This window comes from Brevibacterium oceani (assembly GCF_013623835.1).
GTDB classification, from domain to species: Bacteria; Actinomycetota; Actinomycetes; order Actinomycetales; family Brevibacteriaceae; genus Brevibacterium; species Brevibacterium oceani.
Genome location: NZ_JABKDE010000008.1, coordinates 185,181 through 205,901 on the forward strand (window position 1 = coordinate 185,181; position 20,721 = coordinate 205,901).

A 20,721-nucleotide genomic window follows, 5' to 3' on the forward strand; every position below is an offset into this window, starting at 1 on the left:
TGGTGGAACTGCAGCAGCTCGGCGCATGGACCAAGCTGCTGCAGTTTCACCAAGCTAGCGTGTTCTAGTCCGTCTCCCCGACGAGCTGGACGAAATGGACTGCGGTTTCGCCGAAGGTCTTCGACCGGAACACTTCGAGCCCGACCGGCATCGTCGGTTCCGGTGAGCGTGCGGCGCGTTCGATGATGACGATCGACTCCATGTCCAGGTGTGCTGCCAGGCGGCCGAGGATCTGCGTCACCGCGTCCTCGCCGAGCGGGTACGGCGGGTCCATGAACACGAGGTCGAAGATCCGCGCCTCGGGGTGCTCGGATCCCGGCAGCCCGGCGAGGTATTGGAGCACGTCGCCGGCGTGGACGTCGACGGAGTGGTCGAGGCCGAGTTTGTCCGCGTTGGCCTGCAGCGAGCGGATCGAGGCGAGCGAGGAATCGACGAAGTCGACCTGCGCGGCTCCGCGGGACATCGCTTCGAATCCCAGGCCCCCGGATCCGGCGAAGAGGTCGAGGACGTTCGCGGCCTGCAGCACCCCGTAGCCCTCGAGCATCGAGAACAGGGACTCTTTAACCCGGTCGGAAGTGGGCCGGGTGTTCGCCCCCGATGGGGAGGACAGCCTGGCTCCCTTGTGCGCTCCGGCGATGATTCTCATACCTGCCTCCTCAGCCTGCTTCGATGAAGTGTGCGTCGTCCTCGGGCAGGACACGACGGATGAAGGCGCGCAGCGCGGGCACCGCCTCGAGTGAGGGGTCGACCGCGACGATCTGTTCGGCGACTGTCTTCGCTTCTGCCACGATCTCGGAATCGCGGAGGATCGACAGGTGCCGCAGTGAGGATCCGCCCCACTGGGAGCCGCTGATCACGTCGCCCTCGCCGCGGGAGTCGAGGTCGTATTCGGCCAGGGCGAAGCCGTCGAGGGTCTCGGCCACTGCCTGCAGGCGGGCGTAGCTCTCGTTGTCCTCGCTCAGCTCGGTGAGCATGAAGCACATGGCCGCACTGCCGTCGCGTCCGACGCGTCCGCGCAGCTGGTGCAGCTGGGCGACCCCGAAGTTCTCGGCCTCGGCGATGACCATCATCGTCGCCCGCGGCACATCGACGCCGACTTCGATGACCGTCGTCGACACGAGGACGTCGATGTCTCCGGCGGAGAAGTCCTTGAGCACCTTGTCCTTCTCACCCGTCGACATCCGCCCGTGCAGCAGCCCGAACCTCGTTCCTGCCAGCTCCGGGGTGTCCTCGAGCTTGCGGCTGAGGTCCTCGATTCCCTGCTTCTGACCCGTAACCTCACCGGTCTCCGGGTCCTCGATGTCGCTCGGTTCGATTCGGGGGAAGACGACGAAGACTCCGCGTCCCGCCTCGATCGTCTCGCGCATGAGCGCACGAACGCGGGCGAACCAGGCAGGCTGGGCGACGATCGGCACGACGTGGGTGGCGATGTCCTTCGGCCCGGCGGGCATCTCGGTCAGCGTCGAGACGTCGAGGTCGGCGAAGACGGTCATCGCGACGGTGCGCGGAATCGGGGTCGCCGACATCACGAGCGTGTGCGGGGTGGTCACTCCGCCCTTCGCACGCATCGCCTCACGCTGCTCGACGCCGAAGCGGTGCTGTTCGTCGACGACGATGAGGCCGAGGCTTTCGAAGATCGTCGATTCCGAGAGCAGCGCATGCGTGCCGACGACGATGTCGATGTTCCCCGTGGCCAGGTCGAGGGCGAGCTCGCGCCGTTCACGTGCCGGCATCGACCCGGTCATCAGCGCCACCGTCACCTGGTCATCGTCGGAGAGCAGGGGCGAGAGCGCCATCTGTTCGCCGAGGAGGCGCTGGATCGAGTGGAAATGCTGGGTCGCGAGCACCTCGGTGGGGGCGAGCATGGCCGCTTGGGCGCCCGAATCGACTGCGGTGAGCATGGCCCGCAGCGCCACGAGGGTCTTACCGGAGCCGACGTCGCCGTGCAGCAAGCGGTGCATCGGCTGGTCCCTGGCCATGTCCTCACCGATCTCCTCACCGACCGTGACCTGCGAGGGGGTGAGTGTGAAGGGCATGGATTCGTCGAAGCGGCGGCTCTTCGGACCACGGGTGAGCAGGGGTGTCGCCTGGACGGCGGCGAAGGAGGCCTTGCGGGAGGCGAACTCGGTCTGCAGGGCCAGGGCCTCTTCCCACTTCCACCGCTGCCGGGCCCGTTCGACGTCCTCGATCGTCCGCGGCTTGTGCATGTCCTCAAGCGCGGTGCGCAGATCCGGCAGATCGAACTTCTCCCGCAGGCCCTTCGGCAGCGGATCCTCGAACTCTTCGGAACCGGCGACACGCAGCAGCGTCTTGATCGCACCCCACAGGCGTGACTGCGCGATCTTCTTCACCGCCGGGTAGATGGGGAACGGCGAGTTGAGGTCGTCGGGCGTCCATTCGTGGTCGTCCTCGGTGCGGTTGAGCCAGACCGGCGAGGCAAGGGTCAGCTGCCCCCGATACGACTCGACCTTGCCGCCGAAGACCACGGTCAGCCCCGGGGTCAGTGCTTTCTCCAGCCAGTGCTGATTGAAGAAGGCGATCTTCATCGACTGCTGGCCATCATGAACGATGACCTCGGTGATCGTGCCGCGTCGCTGCTTCATCCGCCGCGTGTTCACCGAGATGACCTCGGCCTGGATGATCGCGGTCTCCCCGAGCGGCAGGGCTCCGAGCTCGGTCCTCTCCCCCGGCACCAGGTACCGTCGGGGGAAGAACCGGAACAGGTCGGTCACCGTATGCACCCCGCGTTTGGCGAGGTTCTTCCGATCGCCCGGCCGGAAGTTGTCCTCGAGTCGGGTCGTCATTCGACCCCCATGATCACGAGCACGCCGGAGTCCCGGGCATCGATGTCCTGGAAGTGGACGTTGTCGTGGGACTTCGCGATCCACCCGCGCAGGTGCTCGAGCACCTCGGGTGCGCAGTCGGGTCCGTGGACGACAGTGAGCAGCTCCCCGCCCGCGCCGAGGAGCCGGTCGGCGAGCTTCTCGACCAGCGTGGACAGCTCCGTGCTCTGCGTCTTCGCCTTCCCCTCGATGTAGACCCGGTAGAACTGCGCCGGATGTGCTCCACCGACAGCCGAAGCCGTCGCGCCCGCCGCGCGGTGAGCAGGTTCGACCGCCGAGGCGGCGCCGTCCACCGCGTGAACCCGTTCGTCGATGACCGGCAGGGCCCCCGTCGGCGGGTTCGCGGCGAGCTGCTCGGCCGAGAGGATCGTCCCCACCCTGGTGCCGGCCGCCGCTTCGGTCATGTCGGCGAAGATCTCCGCCGCCGGGGCGAAGGGATCGTAGACGGCCAGAGCCGAGAGCAGGGTGGCCACGTTGCGTGAGCGCACGACCTGCGCCCTGAATCCGGACAATGCCTTGAGCGCCGAGGTGGAGCTGGGCACGACGATGACCTCACGGTCCTCGGCGGCGACGATCTCGGCGATCGATTCGGTGAGTTCCTCGACGGCCGGGGTGAGTGCGGTGGCCCCGTTGAGCGCGGCATGCATGAGCAGTCCCGTGCCCTGGACGAGGGCGATGAGCTTCGTCTCGCCCTCCTCTTCGTGGAGGCGCAGATCCTCCATGTCCAAGCGGGCGATGCCGGATTCGCCGAGGTGGTCGATGACGGCCGCGGCGGCCGTTTCGTCGGCGACGTGGACGTGGACCTTGGTGCCGTTGATGACGATCGAGGTCCCGCCGAGGCGGTCGAGTTCTCTCGCGAGTCCGTCCGGTGGAACGGTGGCGAGAATCGCGACGATCTCGAGTTCCTCGGCCGTGGCTTCGTGGAGGATGCGCGGAGCGCGGGAGACCTCGGTGAGCATGGAGTCCTGAGGGGTGCGGCCGGTGACGGTGGCGTAGAGGAGGTCGAAGAGTTCGACGATCCCGGTGGAGCCGGCGTCGACGACCTCGGCTTCGCGCAGCACCGTCAGCTGACCGGTGGTCTCGCGCAGAGCCGAGCGGGAGCGTTCGCGCACGGCCGTGATGACGGCCAACAGGCTCTCACCGTCATCCGCGTGTTCCCGGGCCTCGGTGGCCATGGCGTCGAGGACGGTGAGCATGGTGCCGTCGACGGGTCGGGCGACGGCGGCGCGGGCCCGGTCGGAGGCGGTCTCCAGGGCAGTGGCCATGGCGTCGGCGGTGGCGACTGTGACCCCGGCCAGTGCGTCGGCCACACCTTGGAGGGCGACGGCGAGGATGAGTCCGGAGTTGCCGCGGGCTCCTCGTCCTGCGCCGGCGGCCAGGGCGGCGACGACCTGCGGGAGGGTGACGGGTCCGGTGAGCTCCTCGACGGCGAGGTAGGCCGAGCGCAGCGTGTGGTACATGTTCGTGCCGGTGTCGCCGTCGGGAACGGGGAAGACGTTGAGCTCGTCGATCTCGGTGCGATCCTTGCGCAGCCGGTCGACCGCCCGGCGGGCCCATCTGGCGGCCAGGCGACCGTTGAGGCTGATGGCGTTGCTCATGTCACTTCCCGAAATGGCTGAAACCGCTCGTCGGCACGGCTGTGCCGTCGAGGCTGACGTCGTGTCCGGAGCGGACCTCTCCGATCCTTCGCCAGCCTACTCCAGGGCTCTGACTCGGGCGTGCCGACGCGGCGAAGCCGTGGTCTTCTCCCCCGCCCAGGACCCAGGACAGTGCGAGACTCTCCACCTCAGTCGCATCGTTTGTGCCGGCCGCCCCATCCGCGGCGTGCACGCCGCTGCTGTTGGAACCGCCACGACGGGTGCGGGAGTCGAGCATATACTCGGCCGCGGGCAGCAGCGGGTCGATGAGCCCCTGGAGTGCCGAACGGTCGAGGTCGATGCCGACCCCGGAGGCGTCGGCGATGCGTGCGAGGTCCGTGCTCAGCCCGTCGGAGACGTCGATCATCGCCGAGGCGGCTGGCAGGGTGCACATCGACGCATAGTCCGGTTGCGGTGCCAGTTGGGTATCGATGAGGGCCGCGAGATCGGGGGGTGCCGTGTCAGAGCGCAGCCCTGCGAACAGCAGCTCGAGTCCCGCGGCGGCCCTGCCCACGGTGCCCGCCAGGTAGACGCCGTCTCCCGGTGCAGCTCCCGAGCGGAGAATCGCTGTCGTCGACCCCGCACCGCCCACACCGGACGCCCCGGTCCCGGCAGCAACGGTCCCCAGCGCCGTGATCGCCACGACGATGAGGCCTGATGAGGACAGATCCCCGCCGATGATCGGTACGTCGCGCTCGAGCGCCTGACCTGCGCGGGACGCCTCGGCGACGATGCCTGAGAACAGCGCTTCGAGGTCGGCGATGTCCGTGTCATCGGGCACGGCCAGGGACACGAGCAGTCCGTGCGGCACCGCGCCCATCGCGCACACGTCGGCGAGGTTCTGGGCCGCGGCCTTGCGCCCCAGCTTTCCCCAGTCCAACCAGTCGCGGGTGAAGTCCTCGTTCTCGACGAGCATGTCCGCCGTGGACACGAGGTCTCCGCTGGGCCGGGTCACGGCTCCGTCGTCTCCGGGTCCGACGATCACCTGGGATCCGCTCCGGTTGTGGGTGAGCATGCGCCCCAGAACGTGTGATTCGCCAAGTTCGGACAGTCGGGTCATGGCTCAAGGCTATCGGGAGATACGGTTGTCCTATGAGATCTCGCCCTGCCTCGACGCGCCGCGTCTCATCTTCGCCGTGTGGCGCCTCGACTTCGTCGCTCAGCGCTTCGGCTTCGCCGCACCGCACCCGACGAGAGACGCGCCGCCCGCGCACTCTCGCCGCCGCCGCCGTGGCCACTGTGCTCGCCGGCGTCGCACTCTCGGGCTGTTCGCGCACGGTGATCGTCGACCCGGCCAAGGATGCGGCGAATCCCGAGTGCGCTGACATCATGCTCACCCTGCCCGATGAGATCTCGGGAGCGAAGGCACGCACCACCTCGTCGCAGGGCACGAAGGCGTGGGGGGATCCGAACATCGCGGTGCTGCGCTGCGGTGTTACGCCGCCCGGACCGACGACCGATCAGTGCGTGAGCGTGAGCGGGGTCGACTGGATCTCGAAACCGACCGACGATGACGATTCGACGTGGATGTTCACCAGCTACGGCCGCACGCCCGCCGTCGAGGTGCTCGTCAACCGCAAGGCCGAGTCCGGCAATGATGTGCTCGCCGCGATCTCACCGGCACTCGCGAAGATCAAGCCCGACGAGAAGTGCGTCGGCGCCGACGACCTCGAGGGCTAGCCGCGCCCGCTCACTTCGCGCCCGCTCACTTCACGCGGGCGTGATCGACCAGGGCGATGGAGATGAGTTCGGCGATGAGCTCGGAGTATTCGAGCCCTGACTGGGCCCACATGAATGGGTACGCCGAGGTGGGGGTGAACCCGGGCAGCGTGTTGAGTTCGTTGATGAAGACCTCGCCGGAGTCCGTGACGAACGTGTCGACGCGAGCCAGACCCGTGCAGTCGAAGAGCCGGAACACCGAGGCAGCCAACTCCTGCACCCGTGCCGTGGTCGCCTCGTCGAGTGTCGCCGGGCAGGTCACCTCGGCGTCGGCGAGGTCGAGGTACTTCGCATCGAAGTCGTAGAACGCATGATCCCCCGACACACTGATCTCCCCCGGAGAGGACGTGCGCAGGTGTGAGTCGTGGAGGGACCCGAGCACGGCGCATTCGACCTCACGGCCGTTGACCTGGGGTTCGACGATGACCTTGGAGTCGTGTTCGAAGGCTCCGACCAGGGCCGCTTCCAGACCGTCGGCCGAGGCGACCCGGCTCACTCCCATCGACGAACCCGCACGGGCGGGTTTGACGAACACGGGCAGGCCGAGGCCGGCGACGCGGGATTCGACGTCGGCTCGGTCCGCCTCCCACATCGTCTCGGTGACGAGCTCCCAGTCGCAGGTGGGGATTCCGGCGTTGGCCATGAGCGACTTCGTATAGTGCTTGTCCATGCTCGCCGCCGACGAGAACACTCCGGAGCCGACGAACGCGGTGTCGCTGATCTCGAAGAGCCCCTGCAGAGTGCCGTCCTCACCGAAGCGGCCGTGCAGCAGCGGGAAGTACACGTCGACGGTGCCGAGTTCGGAATACCGGCCGTCGGCATCACGGTGCAGCAGCGGTGCGCCGTTCGCGGAGATCGGCGGGATCACCTCGGTGCCGTCGTCGGTGACCTCGGGCATCGCCTGTGGGTCGAAGCGCATGTCCGCCCAGTCCTCGACGATCCGCCACACCCCGGTCTTCGTGATCCCGATGGGAAGGACGTCGAAGGCCTCGGTGTCGATGGCGCCGATCACGCCGGCCGCGGTGACGCAGCTGACGGAATGCTCGCTCGATCGTCCGCCGAAGAGGACTGCGATGAGAGGCCGGTGATCGTTGTCTGCCATGCGATTCCTTGCTGTGTGTTACTCCCGCGAACTGAGCCGGACACGGGGTGCGCACGATCTGAGGGCGAGTGCGCGGACTGAAGAACTCTAGCTCACTTGAGCTCGAAGGTGCACTCCAGCCAGGCCCGTCCGATCGCCTTGAAGAACATGTTGAAACCGGCGAAGGCGGGAGTGGCGGAGTCGTCGATTCCCAGCGGCTCACCGAGTGCAGTGACGATGAAGAAGTAGCGGTGCGGACCGTGGCCCTCCGGAGGTGCGGCACCGACGAAGCGCGGTTCGCCGGCGTCGTTGCGCAGGGTCACGGCACCGGCCGGCAGCAGGTTCGCGCTCGGGTCGCCGGCGTTGGCCTCAAGGCTCGTGACCGAGGCGTCGAGGTCGGTGACGACCCAGTGCCAGAACCCCGACCCGGTCGGGGCGTCGGGGTCGTAGCAGGTCACGGCGAACGCCTTCGTCTCCTCGGGGAACCCGGACCAGGACAGCTGCGGGGAGATGTCCTCACCGCCGGGCACACCCATCGCACCGGAGAGCTGCGGGCCGGTGAGCACACCGCCGTTCTCGATGTCGGTGCTGGTCAGCGTGAAGGTCGGGAGTTCGGGAAGGTTAAAGAACGGGGAATTCGCGCTCATGGCTGCTCCTTTGGCGGTGGTCCTTCGTGCTTACGTTTCCGAGACAACAGCAATCCTGCCAGTTCGTCAACCTGCAGTCTGCCGGCGAGCACCGCGCATACCGCCTCGGTGATGGGCAGGTCGACGCCGTAGCGTTTGCCGAGCGCGAGCACGGCCGGGGCCGACTTCACGCCCTCGGCCGTCTGCGAGGTGTGCGCGATCGTCTCCTCGAGGCTCATCCCCTCTCCGAGGTGGCGCCCGAAGGTGCGATTGCGCGAGAGCGGGGACGCACACGTGGCGACGAGGTCCCCGAGCCCGGCGAGCCCGGACAGGGTGTGGGCTTCAGCACCCATGGCCGCGGCCAGACGAGAGGTCTCGGCGAGTCCGCGGGTGATGATCGAGGCCTTCGAATTGTCGCCGAGCTTCTGACCATCGGCGATGCCCACGGACAGGGCGATGATGTTCTTGACCGCGCCGCCGAGCTCGACGCCGACGACGTCGGTGTTCGTGTACGGACGGAAGTACGCGTTCGCACTGATCTCGGCGACCACCTCGGCGGTGGTGATGTCGGCCGAGGCGACGACGGTGGCGGTGGGCTGACGATCGGCGATCTCACGGGCGAGGTTCGGTCCGGAGACGACGGCGATCTGGGAATCGGCGACCTCGGCGACCTCGGCGATGACCTCGGACATGCGCTTGCCGGTGTCGACCTCGATGCCCTTCATCAGGCTGACCAGCCTGACCCCGTCACGCAGGTGAGGCTTCCACCGCGAAAGGTTCTCACGCAGCGTCTGCGCCGGCACGGCGAGGACGATGACGTCGGCGTCGGTGACGGCGGCGATGTCGTCATCGGTGGCGCTGAGCAGCTCGGGCAGGACCCGATCGCCGAGGTAGCGCTCATTCGTATGGGAGGAGTTGATCTCCTCTGCGACCTCGGGCCGGCGTGCCCAGAGGGTGACGGGGAATCCGGCGTCGGCGATGACCGCGGCGTAGGTCGTCCCCCACGAACCGGCTCCGAGGACTGCGATCTTATCCACGCTCATTCGTCCGTCTCCTCAGTTGCGAATCGGGTCGGCAGCTCACGGCCGGAGAGGTCGGCGACCATGGCCGCGATCGTGTTCTTCAGCCGGTGGGAGAGTTCCCCCATGGTCGACTTCTCGTCCCGGTGGGACCACAGGTCCGAGTAGTCCAGGGCGGGCCCGAACTCGACGACGCAGTCGTGGCTGAAGGGCCTGAAGCGCAGACGCTTCTTGTCCCCGCGCGGGTAGATCTCGTTCAGCCCCCAGTGGGCGACGGGGATGATCGGCGCTCCGGTCTCCAGCGCCAGGCGGGCGGTGCCGGTCTTGAAGTGCTGGGGCCAGAAGTCCGGATCCTTCGTCAGCGTGCCCTCGGGGTAGATGACGACGGTCTCGCCCTTGGCCAGGGCCTGCTTCGCATACGCCAAGGAGTCCCCTGCCTGCGCCGAGGCACGGAGGACGGGGATCTGCCCGATGCGTTTGAGGATCGTGCCGAGGATGCCCGTGAACAGGGTGGACTTCGCGAGGAAGTGCGGCATCCGGCCGTTGCGTTTGAGCGCGAGGCCCACGAGGATCGGGTCGAGGTGGTTCGCATGGTACGCGGCGACGATCATGCCCTCTCCCTCGGGCGGGAGGTTGTCCAGGCCCTTCACGCGGATCCTCGTGGCCGTGCGCATCAGGCCGTAGGCGGCTGTGGCCGCGACGGTGCCGGCCCGGTTCTGCGACCGCACCGAGGCGGGGTCGAAGGAGACGAGTGCGTGATCGTCCACGTCCGCTTCGCGTCCGGGATCGTGCTCGGCCCTCATGCAAACACCTCGGCGCCGAGGCCAGTGAGCTTGTCGAGGAAGTTCTCGTATCCGCGGTTGATCAGCTCGATGCCGTGGACTTCGCTCGTGCCCTGGGCGGCGAGTGCGGCGATGAGGTGGCTGAAGCCGCCGCGCAGATCAGGCACGTCGATGCGGGTGCCCTTGAGGTCGGTGGGTCCCGACACGACCGCCGAATGCTGGTAGTTCATCCGACCGAAGCGGCAGGGGGTGCCGCCGAGGCATTCGCGGTAGAGCTGGATCTGAGCCCCCATGTCACGCAGGGCCTCGGTGAAGCCGAAGCGGTTCTCGTACACGGTCTCGTGGATGATCGACAGGCCTCCGGCCTGGGTCATCGCGACGACGAGGGGCTGCTGCCAGTCGGTCATGAACCCGGGGTGGACGTCGGTCTCCAGCGCGAAGGAGGAGAGCTTGCCGCCGGGGTGCCGGAAGCGGATGCCGGTCTCCTGGACGTCGAATTCGCCGCCGATCTTGCGGAAGATGTTGAGGAAGGTGATGAGTTCAGGCTGGCTGGCTCCGGAGACGAAGATGTCTCCGCCGGTGGCCAGGGCCGCCGAGGCCCAGGACGCGGTCTCGTTGCGGTCGGGCAGGGCGCGGTGGATGAAGCCGCGCAGGGTCTCCACGCCCTCGATGCGCACGACCCGGTCGGTGTCGACGGTGATGATCGCGCCCATCTTCTGCAGCAGGGCGATGAGGTCCATGATCTCGGGTTCGATCGCGGCGTTGCGCAGCTCGGTCACGCCTTCGGCGCGGACCGCGGTGAGCAGGACCTGTTCGGTGGCTCCGACCGAGGGGTAGGGCAGTTCGACCTTCGTGCCTTGGAGGCGACGCGAGGCCTTGAGCATGATGCCGCCGGGGGTCTTGTCGACCTCGGCGCCGAAGCTGCGGAGCACGTCGAGGTGGAAGTTGATGGGTCGGTCCCCGATATGACAGCCGCCGAGATCGGGGATGAAGGCCTGCCCGAGGCTGTGGAGCAGCGGACCGCAGAAGAGGATCGGGATGCGCGAGGAGCCGGCGTGGGCGTCGATGTCGACGATGGAGCCTTGGGCGACGTCGGCCGGATCGAGGTGGAGTTCTCCGTCGGGCAGGTCGCCGTCGGGCGCGGAGCTGACGCGCACACCGTGGAGTTCGAGGAGTCCGGTGACGATCTCGACGTCGCGGATGTTGGGCACGCCGCGGAGCACTGATGGGGTCTCACCCAGCAAGGAGGCGACCATCGCCTTGGGCACCAGGTTCTTGGCGCCGCGGACTCGGACGGTGCCGTCCAGCGGATTTCCCCCACGTACTTCGAGCATGTTCCTCCCTGTTTCCAACGTGCGATTCCGAGCCTGCGGAGACTCGGAGACGGTGCCCGAACTGTGGTTCGGACACCGTCTAAGACTATCGCAGACGAGGGGCCGTCATCGATTCGCCGAGGCGGCCAGTCGGCTTCGCGCACCGTGCGGGGTCGAGATGGAGGCCCCACCTCGGCGAGGGTTCAGACCTTCGCGGGCAGGGTCGTCGGTTTGAACGCGAACCGGGAGGATTCGTAGCCGACGATCTCGTCCTCCTTGGCCAGGGTGAGGCTGATGTCGTCGTGGCCTTCGAGCAGGCGCCAGCGCGTGTAGTCATCGATCTGGAAGGACACGGTCACCGTGTCGCAGGTGACCGTCTTCTCACCCAGATCGACGGTGATCGGGGTCCCCGGGTGGTTCTCGAGGATCTTCCAGATCAGTTCGATGTCGTCCTGGGCCAGCTGCGCCGCGAGCAGTCCTTCCTTGCCGGAGTTGCCGCGGAAGATGTCGCCGAAGCGCGAGGACAGCACGACCCGGAAGCCGTAGTCCTTGAGCGCCCAGACGGCGTGTTCGCGCGAGGAACCGGTGCCGAAATCGGGCCCGGCGACGAGCACGGAGCCGTTCGCGAAGTCCGGGTCGTTGAGCACGAAGTCGTCATTGGTCCGCCACCGGTAGAACAGGGCGTCTTCGAAGCCGGTGCGGGTGACCCGCTTGAGGAACTTCGCGGGGATGATCTGGTCGGTGTCGATATTGGATCGGCGCAGGGGAACGCCGACGCCGGTGTGGGTGCTGAATGCTTCCATGATCGGTGCTCCTTCGTCAGTCGTTCGCCGACACAGGCGTCAGGGTCAGGGACAGGCGCTCGTCGGCCCATTCCACAGGTTCGGCGTCCCGGGGCAGGTCGCTGACGTCGCCGGGTGAGGACAGGGTGCCGCGCACCGCGGTGGCCGCTGCCACGAGCGGTGAGACGAGGTGGGTGCGTCCGCCTTTGCCCTGCCGGCCTTCGAAGTTGCGGTTCGAGGTCGAGGCGCAGCGCTCCCCCTCGGCGAGCTGATCGGGGTTCATGCCCAGACACATCGAGCAGCCGGCGAAACGCCATTCGCCGCCGAAGTCCTTGAAGATGACGTCGAGGCCTTCGTCTTCGGCCTGGAGGCGGACCTTCGCGGAGCCGGGGACGACCATGAAGCGGACGTTATCGGCCTTCTTCCGGCCGCGGACCACCTCGGCGGCGGCGCGCAGGTCCTCGATCCGCGAGTTCGTGCACGAACCGAGGAAGACGGTGTCGACCTCGATCTCACGCAGCGGCGTGCCCGGGGTCAGCCCCATATAGGCGAGCGCGTTGGCCGCGGCGGCCTTGTCGTTCTCGTCGTGGAAGTCATCGGGGCTGGGCACCGAGGCCGACAGCGGCAGGCCCTGGCCGGGGTTCGTGCCCCACGTGACGAAGGGTTCGATGTCTTCGGCCTTGAGCACGACCTCGCGGTCGAATTCGGCGCCCTCGTCGGTGTAGAGGGTCTTCCAGTACTCGACGGCGGCGTCCCAGTCCTCGCCTTCGGGGGCGTGCGGACGGCCCTTGACGTACTCGAAGGTCGTCTCGTCGGGGGCGACCATGCCGGCACGGGCACCGGCCTCGATCGACATGTTGCAGATCGTCATGCGTGCCTCCATGGACAGCTGACGGATCGCGGAGCCGCGGTATTCCAGGACGTAGCCCTGACCGCCGCCGGTGCCGATCTTCGCGATGATGGCGAGGATGATGTCCTTCGCGCTCGAGCCTTCGGGCAGGTCGCCGTCGACGGTGATCGACATCGTCTTGAAGGGCTTGAGGGACAGGGTCTGGGTGGCGAGCACGTGTTCGACCTCGGAGGTGCCGATGCCGAAGGCCAGGGCCCCGAAGGCGCCGTGGGTCGAGGTGTGCGAGTCGCCGCAGACGACGGTCGTGCCCGGCTGGGTCAGGCCCAGCTGCGGTCCCACGACGTGGACGATGCCCTGGTCGGCGTCGCCGAGGCTGTGCAGGCGGATCCCGAATTCTTCGGCGTTCTTGCGCAGGGTGTTGATCTGCGTGGCCGAGGTGGGTTCGGCGATCGGCTTGTCGATGTCCCACGTCGGAGTGTTGTGGTCCTCGGTGGCGATGGTGAGATCGGGGCGGCGCACGGGGCGCCCGGCGAGTCGGAGTCCGTCGAATGCCTGCGGACTCGTGACCTCGTGGACGAGGTGGAGATCGATGTAGATCAGGTCCGGCGCACCGTCAACACCAAGTGAGACGACGTGATCGGCCCAGACCTTCTCGGCCAATGTGCGTGGCATGGTTCCTCCCGCCGGTACAGGGATTGCCTGTCCTTGCTCTGGTTCTGTGGTGATGCGAAGAAATCTACTCGCCCGTATCGCATTTCGAACTTGCATCTCGCCCACTGAGACGCGCACAATAGGTGCTATGACAAGCAATGGTAGCGGCGTCGGAGTCATCGACAAGGCCGCAATGGTTCTCTCCGCACTTGAGGCCGGACCCGCCTCTCTCGCCGAACTGGTGACGCTGACCGGACTGGCACGCCCCACTGCCCACCGCCTGGCTGTTGCCCTCGAATTCCACCGCATCGTCGGCCGTGATCTGCAGGGCCGATTCGTGCTCGGTCCGCGCCTGGCCGAGCTGTCCTCGGCCGCCGGGGAGGACCGTCTGCTCGCAGCGGCCGGCCCCGTGCTCGGGCAGCTGCGCGATCAGACCGGCGAGTCCGCTCAGCTCTTCCGCCGTCAGGGCGATCTGCGCCTGTGTGTGGCCGCGGCCGAACGGCCCGTGGGCCTGCGCGACTCCGTGCCGATCGGCGCGACCCTGTCGATGCGCGCCGGCTCTGCGGCTCAGGTGCTGCTGGCTTGGGAGGAGCCGGACCGTCTGCACACGGGACTGCGCGGGGCCAGGTTCTCCGCGACGATGCTCTCCGGCGTCCGTCGCCGAGGCTGGGCCCAGTCGATCGCCGAACGTGAGCGCGGCGTCGCCTCGGTGTCGGCTCCTGTGCGGGGACCGAGCAACCGTGTGGTCGCCGCCGTCTCGATCTCCGGACCCGTCGACCGTCTGACCCGTCAGCCGGGACGCCTGCATGCGAAGTCCGTCATCGATGCGGCCAGGACGCTGACCGAAGCCCTCGTGCGCGGCTGAGCCTGCAGCGTCTGATCATTCGTATGCGCGCCTGCGCACGCCCGCGGGCCTGGGGAACTCCTCCTCGGGCCCGCGGTCTGTACTATGACCCCATGATCGCCGCCCAGAGACGCAACATCATCGTCGATACGATCGAGCGAGACGGCGCCGTCTCCATCACCGCCCTGTCCGAGAGGCTCGACACCTCGGCCGTGACGATTCGTCGCGACCTCGACCAGCTCGCCGAGGAGGGGCGCCTCGTGCGCACCCATGGCGGTGCCGTGCTCGCCTCGAGCGCCCGGGAGTCCAGTTACGCGGAGAAGCTCGAGCAGGCGCTGGCGGAGAAGACCGCGATCGCCCGGGCAGCGGCGACCTATGTGCGCAACGGCGATGTCGTGGCGCTGGGCCCGGGTACGACGACGGAGCTGCTGGCGAAGGAGCTCGTGACCCGTTCGGGGCTGCGGGTGGTGACGAACTCCCTGCTCGTCGCCGAGGCCATGGTCTCCTCCCCCGACAACGAGGTCATCGTCGTCGGCGGCACCCTGCGACACTCGATCCGTGCCTTCGTCGGCGGCAGCACGGTCTCTCAGCTCCTCGGCCTGCGCGCTGACACGGTGTTCCTCTCCGGCAACGGCCTGGCCGCCGACTTCGGCCTCTCAACCCCGGCGTTCCCGGTCGCCGACACGGACCGGGCCATGGCCGCTGGCGCCGGCCGAGTCATCGCGCTCGTCGACCACACGAAGGTCGGCCTCCGAGCCTCGGTGCTTACTGTTCCGACCGATGAGATCCAGCACCTCATCACCGACGTGAACAGCGAGAATGCTGAGCTCGACGCGCTCCGCGCCGCCGGCGTCGAGGTCGAAGCCGTGTGAGGCCGGAGCAAACGATCAAAACTGTTCACGTTCGATCACTAGCGATCAGGCTCACAATCCTCTAAAGTGTCCACTCGGGGTGTCACACACCACACACAGCCTTGCGCTGACGCACTTTGCACGAATGCACTGACGCATATGGAGGAACCTTGGAAGCAATCCGCCTGGACGCACAGTGGATCGACTATCTGCTGATAGCGGTCTACTTCATCTTCGTCCTCGGAATCGGCTGGTTCGCCAAACGCGGCATCTCCTCGAGCATTGAGTTCCTCCTCTCGGGTCGGAGCCTTCCGGCCTGGGTCACGGCTCTCGCGTTCGTCTCGGCCAACCTCGGCGCCGTTGAGATCATGGGCATGTCCGCCACGGGCGCGCAGTACGGCATGCCGACGATGCACTACTTCTGGATCGGCGCGGTCCCCGCGATGCTGTTCCTCGGCGTGGTGATGATGCCCTTCTACTACGGTTCGAAGGTCAGATCCGTGCCGGAGTTCATGCGCAAGCGCTTCGGCACCGGCGCCCACCTGGTCAACGCCCTGTCGTTCGCGATCGCGCAGATCCTCATCGCCGGCGTCAACCTGTTCCTGCTCGGCACGATCGTCAATCGTCTGCTGGGATGGCCGCTGTGGATCGCCCTCGTCGTCGCCGCCGTGATCGTGCTCTCCTACATCACGCTCGGCGGGCTGACCGCGGCGATCTACAACGAAGTGCTCCAGTTCTTCGTCATCGTCGCAGCGCTTCTGCCCCTGACGATCATCGGACTCAATCGCGTCGGCGGTTGGGAGGGCCTCAAGGAGCGCGTGAGCAGCGACGGCATGCTCGGCGCCGAGCAGCTGAGCAGCTGGCCGGGGGAACAGCTCTCCGGCTTCTCCAATCCGGTGCTCTCCGTCGTCGGCATCGTCTTCGGTCTCGGCTTCGTGCTCTCCTTCGGCTACTGGACGACGAACTTCGTCGAGGTCCAGCGGGCCATGGCGTCGAAGTCGATCAACGCCGCACGGCTGACGCCCATCCTCGGCTCCTTCCCGAAGATGCTCATCCCCTTCATCGTCATCATCCCCGGCATGATCTCCGCGGTCCTCGTAACGCAGATGACGAAGTTCAAGGAGATCTCGTCCACCGCCGGCGAGGCGGCCGCGCAGGCGCAGACGGGTGTGACCTACAACGACGCACTGCTGCTGCTCATGCGCGAGGTCCTGCCGAACGGTCTGCTGGGCATCGCGATCGCGGGTCTGCTCGCCGCGTTCATGGCGGGAATGGCCGCGAACATCTCCGCGTTCAACACGGTCTTCAGCTACGACCTGTGGCAGCAGTACGTGGTCAAGGACCGCGAGGACGGCTACTACCTCAAGGTCGGCCGCTACGCCACGATCGGTGCCTGCATCGTCGCGATCTTCACCGCCCTCATCGCCGGCAACTTCTCCAACCTCATGGACTATCTGCAGACGCTGTTCGGCTTCTTCAACGCACCGCTGTTCGCCACGTTCATCCTCGGTATGTTCTGGAAGCGGATGTCCGCGACCGCCGGTTGGGTCGGTCTGGTCGGCGGAACACTCTCGGCCGTGGCCGTGTTCGTCCTCGCTGAGACCGGGGTGCTCGATCTGCCCGGTCAGGGTGCGGCGTTCCTTGCCGCCAGCACCGCGTTCGTCGTCGACATCATCCTCTCCGTCATCGTCACCTTCAGAACTGCGCCGAAGCCGGCCCATGAGCTGCGCGGGCTCGTCTATTCGGAGACTCCGAAGACCGACTTCGAGGATCTGGGCGAACCGAAGCCCCCGGTCTGGAAGCGTCCGGTGCCCATTGCGGGAGTCGCCTTGGTCCTCGTCATCATCCTCAATGTGACCTTCGGGTGAAGGAGCCAGTGAACACCATGAGCAAAGCAAACGAACTGACGAAGACCGCAGGTGCCTTCGACATCCGCAACTTCATCGGCATTCTGCTGGGGATCTTCGGCATCATCCTCACGATCGCCGGGATCGTCGGCTTCACGCCCGACGAGGCTGAGCGCACCGGGGGCATCGACGCGAATCTGTGGACCGGGATCGGACTCCTCGTCGCCGCGGTCGTCTTCCTCGCCTGGGCGAAGATCCGCCCGCTCCGCATCATCGAGGACACCGACGATGTCACCGGCACCGAGGCGGGGCCGAAGGCCGACTGATCGTTCAGAACCCCCGCTGGCCGACATACTCGCGCGCCGGCGGGGATTCTGCGCGCCGGACCCGCTCAGAGGCTCGCCATCGCCTTCGCCACCTCGGCGATGTCACCTGCGGGAATCGCCGTCGCCGCCTCGTCGAGGACGAGCAGGCGGGAGTTCGGGATCTCGCGAGCGAGAGCTTCCCCGTTGCCCACGGGAAAGAACGGGTCCTGCCTCCCGTGGACGACGAGCGTGGGCAGGCCGATGTCGGGCAGACGTTCGCGCCAGCGCGGTCGGCAGTCGAGCCGGGAGAAGACCATCCCGAGCTGATCGGCCATGTGTGCGGCGGGATCTGATGACGGCGATTTCCCATCGGCCGACCGTGTCCGCTGCCAGATCCGCATCGCGCCCCTGCGCGCTTCCTCGGGATCATTCCCGAGCACCCGCGCACCTTCGGCGGCATGATCGGCGACCGCATCGATGTCCGTCCACTCCGGCATCGTCTGCGAGAAGAGGCGTCCCATCGCGGCATCGTCATGATCGGGCAGATCCTCGTCCACCGGGCCGGGTGCCACGGGGCGGGACCCGATGAGGGTGAGCGCAGAGAAGGCACCAGGATGATCGAGCGCGGCGACCTGGGCGACCATGCCGCTGATGCCGATGCCCGCCAGGTGTGCGGGAGCGCTGCTGAGGCAGGCGGCAAGAGCCGCGGCGTCGGCTGCGAGATCGCGCAGCGTGTAGTCAGGGGCTTCGGGGTTTCCGCGCGTCGATGCCCCGGATCCGCGCAGATCGCAGCGCACGACATGTCGCCCGCGGTCGGAGAGTGATTCGCACAGGGCGTCCGGCCAGGACAGCATCGTCGGGGCGCCGAGGCAGAGGACGGGTGGCGCGGTCGACTCGCCGAAGCGCTCGAGGCCGAGTACGACTCCATTGACCTCGCACGTGTCCATCATGGCCTCCTCATCGAGTTCGGTTCAGAAAAAGAACCTCGATTTCAATGATGAACCCATGAGGGTGGTTGGTCAATAGTCGCCGGTCAGCCGATGGCGGTGGACCGATGGCTGATGGCCGTCGGCGGGCTCTCAGTCGAGGCGTCCGGCACCGGGGCCGGCGCTGACGGCGAAGATGTCCGGCGCACGGTATCCGCGTGCCGCGAAGTCATCGATCACGGCGGCACTGACCCGATCGACGGCGTCATCGTCGATGAGCGCGATCGCCGAGCCGCCGAAGCCGCCGCCGATCATCCGCGCCCCGATGGCCCCGGCGCCCATTGCGGCCGCGACAGCGGCATCGAGTTCGACGCACGAGACCTCGTAGTCCTCGGACAGAGAGGTATGGGAGGCGAGCAGGAGGTCGCCGATGCCGCGGATCCTGCCGCCGGCCTCGGTTTTCTGGTCCGCCGCTTCAAGCAGGTCCACCATGGCATGCACACGGGCGTTCTCGCTGAACACGTGGCGCACCCGTTTCTGCTGCTCCTCGGTCAGACCGCTCAGATCGGTCGTGTCGTCGACCTCGCGCAGGCTGTCGACTCCGAAGATCGCGGCGACGTCTTCGCACGTCTTTCGCCGTACCCCGTAGCCGCTTTCGCTGTGAGAGTGGGAGACGCGGGTGTCGATGACGAGCAGCTTGAGGCTCTCTCTATCGAGGTCGAACGGGATCTGCCGGGTGCGCAGGTCGCGGCAGTCGAGGAAGAGCGCGTGCCCGTCCTCGGTCATGATGGAGGCGGCCTGGTCGACGATGCCCGTGGGCGCTCCGACGAAGTCGTTCTCCGCCCGCTGAGTGAGCAGCGCCTTCTCCGCATCACTGAGTCCGAGACCGTAGACATCGTCGAGCGCGATGAGCACCGCCACCTCGAGCGCATGCGAGGACGAGAGTCCAGCACCGACCGGCACCGTCGATTCGATGTAGAGGTCGAGGCCGCCGACGATCGTCCCCGTCGTCTTCCTGATCTCGTCGACCACTCCTGCAGGGTGATTGAGCCAGCCTCGCAGCACTCCCGGTGCGAGTTCCTCGGCCGTGAACTGGCCGGACAGCCGGAGCCCGGAATCGTCGCGATGGTCCGAGATGATCCGGATGCTCTCAGCGCACAGCGGCGGCTGTGCCGTTCCGCGGTCAGGCTCTCCTACCTCGGCGCTGTGTTTCTCGGGTCGTCGTCCGATCGCGATATGGACGGCACGGTCGATGGCGATAGGCAGGACGAACCCGTTGTTGTAGTCGGTGTGCTCACCGATGAGGTTGACCCGGCCGGGGGCACGAAAGCAGCCGAGCGGCTCGTAGCCGAAGAGGGTGGTGAATTCGGCCGACAGGCTCGCGGCACTCGGAGCAGAGGACTGGTTCATCGGTCGCCGCCTTCGCTCGTGGTCGTCGTTGCAGCACGCTCGGTCGCAGCATTCCCGCTCGCCACGCTCCCGGTCGCCGCGCTCTCGGATGGCACGTTCACCGCGCGCAGCCGGGCCGCGGTCTCCTCGGCGGAGACGTCGCCGACGAAGGCACCCATGGCCGCTTCGGAGCCGGCGAGGAACTTCAGCTTGCTCTCCGCTCGTCGCGGGCTCGTGATCTCGAGGTGGAGCCATTCGGCGGATGCGTCCGGGCTGTTGACCGGGGCCTGATGCCAGGCCGCGATGTAGGGGGTGGGTGTCGGGTAGAGACCGTCGATGCGCTGCAGGATCTCGGGGTAGACCCAGGCGAGATCGTCACGTTCGGCCTCGTCGAGTTCGGCGAGATTCGGCACCCGGCGATGGGGGACGACGTGGACCTCGATCGGCCAGCGCGCGGCGAAGGGCACGAAGGCGGAGAAGTGCTCGGACCGAACGATCATCCGCTCCCCTGCACCCTGTTCGAAGTCGAGGACGTCACCCATGAGCACCCGACCGGTCTCAGCATGATACCGCTGAGCGCGGGCACTGGTGATGGCGGTGTGCGGGGTGACATACGGGTAAGCATAGATCTGTCCGTGCGGGTGGTTCATCGTCACCCCGATCTCCTCTCCCCGGTTCTCGAACACGAAGACCTGTTCGATGCCGGGAAGCGCCGACAGCTCGGCGGTGCGATTGGCCCAGGCGTCGATGACGGTGCGCGCCCGGGTCAGCCCGAGGCCGGCGAACGATCCCTCGTGCTCGGAGGAGAACACGACGACCTCGCAGCGGCCATAGGCCGGGGCCGTCAGCGCGGAGGAATCGAATCCTGCCTTACCGGGAGCCGCCTCGGCGAGGGAATCTGCCGAGATCGGCGCGGCGGGAACATCGCCGAGCCCGGGCCCGAGCGAGGGGAATCGGTTCTCGAAGACGACGACGTCGAAGTCGGCGGCCGGGATCTCGGTGTGGCGGCCGGGTGTGGACGGGCACAGCGGGCAGTCGGCGGCGGCGGGCAGGTGCGTGCGCGACTGGCGGTGCGTGGCCACGGCCACCCATTCCCCGGTGAGCACGTCGAAGCGGAGGGTGCCGCTGTCGGGCCGGGCTTCGCTGGGACGCGGATCGGCATCGATCGTCGGGGTCGGGGAATCGGGGTCCTGGAAGAACAGCACCTCACGGCCGTCGGCCAGACTCGAACGGTGATGTGTCGCTGCCATCAGACC

At 67.3% G+C, this 20,721-nt stretch carries 19 protein-coding genes; 5 read left to right on the plus strand and 14 right to left on the minus strand.

The window, feature by feature from the left end:
• Positions 1-64: 64 nt before the first annotated feature.
• Genes rsmD through HK401_RS17140 form a run of 4 tightly spaced genes read right to left on the minus strand, consistent with a single transcriptional unit; the run spans position 65 to position 5,540 of the window.
• Positions 65-646 (minus strand): 16S rRNA (guanine(966)-N(2))-methyltransferase RsmD, encoded by a 582-nt coding sequence (gene rsmD, locus HK401_RS17125; RefSeq protein ID WP_181275860.1) that lies wholly within the window; start codon positions 644-646, stop codon positions 65-67.
• Between the two features lie 10 nt (positions 647-656).
• Positions 657-2,804: an ATP-dependent DNA helicase RecG gene (locus tag HK401_RS17130; RefSeq protein WP_181275861.1), complete on the minus strand. Its 2,148-nt coding sequence runs from the start codon at positions 2,802-2,804 to the stop codon at positions 657-659.
• Positions 2,801-4,441 (minus strand): DAK2 domain-containing protein, encoded by a 1,641-nt coding sequence (locus HK401_RS17135; protein WP_181275862.1) that lies wholly within the window; start codon positions 4,439-4,441, stop codon positions 2,801-2,803. Before HK401_RS17135 ends, HK401_RS17130 begins: the two co-directional genes overlap by 4 nt.
• A gap of 1 nt (position 4,442) precedes the next feature.
• Positions 4,443-5,540 (minus strand): thiamine-phosphate kinase, encoded by a 1,098-nt coding sequence (locus HK401_RS17140; RefSeq protein ID WP_181275863.1) that lies wholly within the window; start codon positions 5,538-5,540, stop codon positions 4,443-4,445.
• A gap of 32 nt (positions 5,541-5,572) precedes the next feature.
• Between HK401_RS17140 and HK401_RS17145 the strand changes: the two genes are divergently transcribed.
• Entirely contained in the window at positions 5,573-6,160 is a 588-nt protein-coding gene (locus HK401_RS17145) for a DUF3515 domain-containing protein (protein WP_181275864.1), read from the plus strand.
• A gap of 25 nt (positions 6,161-6,185) precedes the next feature.
• Here HK401_RS17145 and HK401_RS17150 read toward each other — a convergent pair whose 3' ends face one another.
• From HK401_RS17150 to leuC, 7 genes are all read right to left on the minus strand, one after another.
• On the minus strand, positions 6,186-7,301 hold the full coding sequence (locus tag HK401_RS17150) for a D-alanine--D-alanine ligase family protein (RefSeq protein ID WP_181275865.1): 1,116 nt from the start codon (positions 7,299-7,301) through the stop codon (positions 6,186-6,188).
• 92 nt (positions 7,302-7,393) lie between these two features.
• Positions 7,394-7,927, minus strand: coding sequence for a YbhB/YbcL family Raf kinase inhibitor-like protein (locus HK401_RS17155; protein WP_181275866.1), 534 nt, complete (start codon positions 7,925-7,927; stop codon positions 7,394-7,396).
• Positions 7,924-8,949 carry an NAD(P)H-dependent glycerol-3-phosphate dehydrogenase gene (locus HK401_RS17160; protein WP_210602689.1) on the minus strand — a complete coding sequence of 342 codons (1,026 nt, stop codon included), beginning with the start codon at positions 8,947-8,949 and terminating at the stop codon, positions 7,924-7,926. Before HK401_RS17160 ends, HK401_RS17155 begins: the two co-directional genes overlap by 4 nt.
• Entirely contained in the window at positions 8,946-9,728 is a 783-nt protein-coding gene (locus HK401_RS17165) for a lysophospholipid acyltransferase family protein (RefSeq protein ID WP_181275867.1), read from the minus strand. The genes HK401_RS17160 and HK401_RS17165 overlap by 4 nt, the downstream gene beginning before the upstream one ends.
• Positions 9,725-11,041: a UDP-N-acetylglucosamine 1-carboxyvinyltransferase gene (murA, locus tag HK401_RS17170; RefSeq protein ID WP_181275868.1), complete on the minus strand. Its 1,317-nt coding sequence runs from the start codon at positions 11,039-11,041 to the stop codon at positions 9,725-9,727. The genes HK401_RS17165 and murA overlap by 4 nt, the downstream gene beginning before the upstream one ends.
• A 182-nt stretch (positions 11,042-11,223) precedes the next feature.
• On the minus strand, positions 11,224-11,823 hold the full coding sequence (gene leuD / locus HK401_RS17175; protein WP_181275869.1) for a 3-isopropylmalate dehydratase small subunit: 600 nt from the start codon (positions 11,821-11,823) through the stop codon (positions 11,224-11,226).
• Positions 11,824-11,839: 16 nt separating this feature from the next.
• Entirely contained in the window at positions 11,840-13,324 is a 1,485-nt protein-coding gene (gene leuC / locus HK401_RS17180; protein WP_181275870.1) for a 3-isopropylmalate dehydratase large subunit, read from the minus strand.
• 127 nt (positions 13,325-13,451) lie between these two features.
• Here leuC and HK401_RS17185 point away from each other — a divergent pair, with 127 nt between their 5' ends.
• The 4 genes from HK401_RS17185 (at position 13,452) to HK401_RS17200 (ending at position 17,171) form a co-directional block, all read left to right on the plus strand.
• On the plus strand, positions 13,452-14,168 hold the full coding sequence (locus tag HK401_RS17185; RefSeq protein WP_166972796.1) for an IclR family transcriptional regulator: 717 nt from the start codon (positions 13,452-13,454) through the stop codon (positions 14,166-14,168).
• Between the two features lie 92 nt (positions 14,169-14,260).
• Positions 14,261-15,019, plus strand: a complete 759-nt coding sequence (locus tag HK401_RS17190; protein WP_181275871.1) for a DeoR/GlpR family DNA-binding transcription regulator — start codon at positions 14,261-14,263, stop codon at positions 15,017-15,019.
• Positions 15,020-15,168: 149 nt separating this feature from the next.
• The gene (locus HK401_RS17195) at positions 15,169-16,866 is read left to right on the plus strand and encodes a sodium:solute symporter family protein (protein ID WP_181275872.1); all 1,698 of its coding nucleotides are present in this window, start codon (positions 15,169-15,171) and stop codon (positions 16,864-16,866) included.
• A gap of 17 nt (positions 16,867-16,883) precedes the next feature.
• On the plus strand, positions 16,884-17,171 hold the full coding sequence (locus tag HK401_RS17200) for a hypothetical protein (protein ID WP_181275873.1): 288 nt from the start codon (positions 16,884-16,886) through the stop codon (positions 17,169-17,171).
• Between the two features lie 65 nt (positions 17,172-17,236).
• Here HK401_RS17200 and HK401_RS17205 read toward each other — a convergent pair whose 3' ends face one another.
• The 3 genes from HK401_RS17205 to galT form a co-directional block, all read right to left on the minus strand.
• The gene (locus tag HK401_RS17205; protein ID WP_258234295.1) at positions 17,237-18,100 is read right to left on the minus strand and encodes an alpha/beta fold hydrolase; all 864 of its coding nucleotides are present in this window, start codon (positions 18,098-18,100) and stop codon (positions 17,237-17,239) included.
• A gap of 129 nt (positions 18,101-18,229) precedes the next feature.
• On the minus strand, positions 18,230-19,486 hold the full coding sequence (galK, locus tag HK401_RS17210; RefSeq protein ID WP_181275874.1) for a galactokinase: 1,257 nt from the start codon (positions 19,484-19,486) through the stop codon (positions 18,230-18,232).
• Positions 19,483-20,715: a galactose-1-phosphate uridylyltransferase gene (gene galT, locus HK401_RS17215; RefSeq protein ID WP_181275875.1), complete on the minus strand. Its 1,233-nt coding sequence runs from the start codon at positions 20,713-20,715 to the stop codon at positions 19,483-19,485. Before galT ends, galK begins: the two co-directional genes overlap by 4 nt.
• Positions 20,716-20,721 lie beyond the last annotated feature (6 nt).

What these genes read in the sequence shown, in the direction of transcription:
- rsmD (WP_181275860.1), bottom strand. Translation starts at nt 646, where the DNA reads ATGAGAATCATCGCCGGAGCGCACAAGGGAGCCAGGCTGTCCTCCCCA.
- HK401_RS17130 (WP_181275861.1), bottom strand. Translation starts at nt 2,804, where the DNA reads ATGACGACCCGACTCGAGGACAACTTCCGGCCGGGCGATCGGAAGAAC.
- HK401_RS17135 (WP_181275862.1), bottom strand. Translation starts at nt 4,441, where the DNA reads ATGAGCAACGCCATCAGCCTCAACGGTCGCCTGGCCGCCAGATGGGCC.
- HK401_RS17140 (WP_181275863.1), bottom strand. Translation starts at nt 5,540, where the DNA reads ATGACCCGACTGTCCGAACTTGGCGAATCACACGTTCTGGGGCGCATG.
- HK401_RS17145 (WP_181275864.1), top strand. Translation starts at nt 5,573, where the DNA reads ATGAGATCTCGCCCTGCCTCGACGCGCCGCGTCTCATCTTCGCCGTGT.
- HK401_RS17150 (WP_181275865.1), bottom strand. Translation starts at nt 7,301, where the DNA reads ATGGCAGACAACGATCACCGGCCTCTCATCGCAGTCCTCTTCGGCGGA.
- HK401_RS17155 (WP_181275866.1), bottom strand. Translation starts at nt 7,927, where the DNA reads ATGAGCGCGAATTCCCCGTTCTTTAACCTTCCCGAACTCCCGACCTTC.
- HK401_RS17160 (WP_210602689.1), bottom strand. Translation starts at nt 8,949, where the DNA reads ATGAGCGTGGATAAGATCGCAGTCCTCGGAGCCGGTTCGTGGGGGACG.
- HK401_RS17165 (WP_181275867.1), bottom strand. Translation starts at nt 9,728, where the DNA reads ATGAGGGCCGAGCACGATCCCGGACGCGAAGCGGACGTGGACGATCAC.
- murA (WP_181275868.1), bottom strand. Translation starts at nt 11,041, where the DNA reads ATGCTCGAAGTACGTGGGGGAAATCCGCTGGACGGCACCGTCCGAGTC.
- leuD (WP_181275869.1), bottom strand. Translation starts at nt 11,823, where the DNA reads ATGGAAGCATTCAGCACCCACACCGGCGTCGGCGTTCCCCTGCGCCGA.
- leuC (WP_181275870.1), bottom strand. Translation starts at nt 13,324, where the DNA reads ATGCCACGCACATTGGCCGAGAAGGTCTGGGCCGATCACGTCGTCTCA.
- HK401_RS17185 (WP_166972796.1), top strand. Translation starts at nt 13,452, where the DNA reads ATGACAAGCAATGGTAGCGGCGTCGGAGTCATCGACAAGGCCGCAATG.
- HK401_RS17190 (WP_181275871.1), top strand. Translation starts at nt 14,261, where the DNA reads ATGATCGCCGCCCAGAGACGCAACATCATCGTCGATACGATCGAGCGA.
- HK401_RS17200 (WP_181275873.1), top strand. Translation starts at nt 16,884, where the DNA reads ATGAGCAAAGCAAACGAACTGACGAAGACCGCAGGTGCCTTCGACATC.
- HK401_RS17205 (WP_258234295.1), bottom strand. Translation starts at nt 18,100, where the DNA reads ATGATGGACACGTGCGAGGTCAATGGAGTCGTACTCGGCCTCGAGCGC.
- galK (WP_181275874.1), bottom strand. Translation starts at nt 19,486, where the DNA reads ATGAACCAGTCCTCTGCTCCGAGTGCCGCGAGCCTGTCGGCCGAATTC.
- galT (WP_181275875.1), bottom strand. Translation starts at nt 20,715, where the DNA reads ATGGCAGCGACACATCACCGTTCGAGTCTGGCCGACGGCCGTGAGGTG.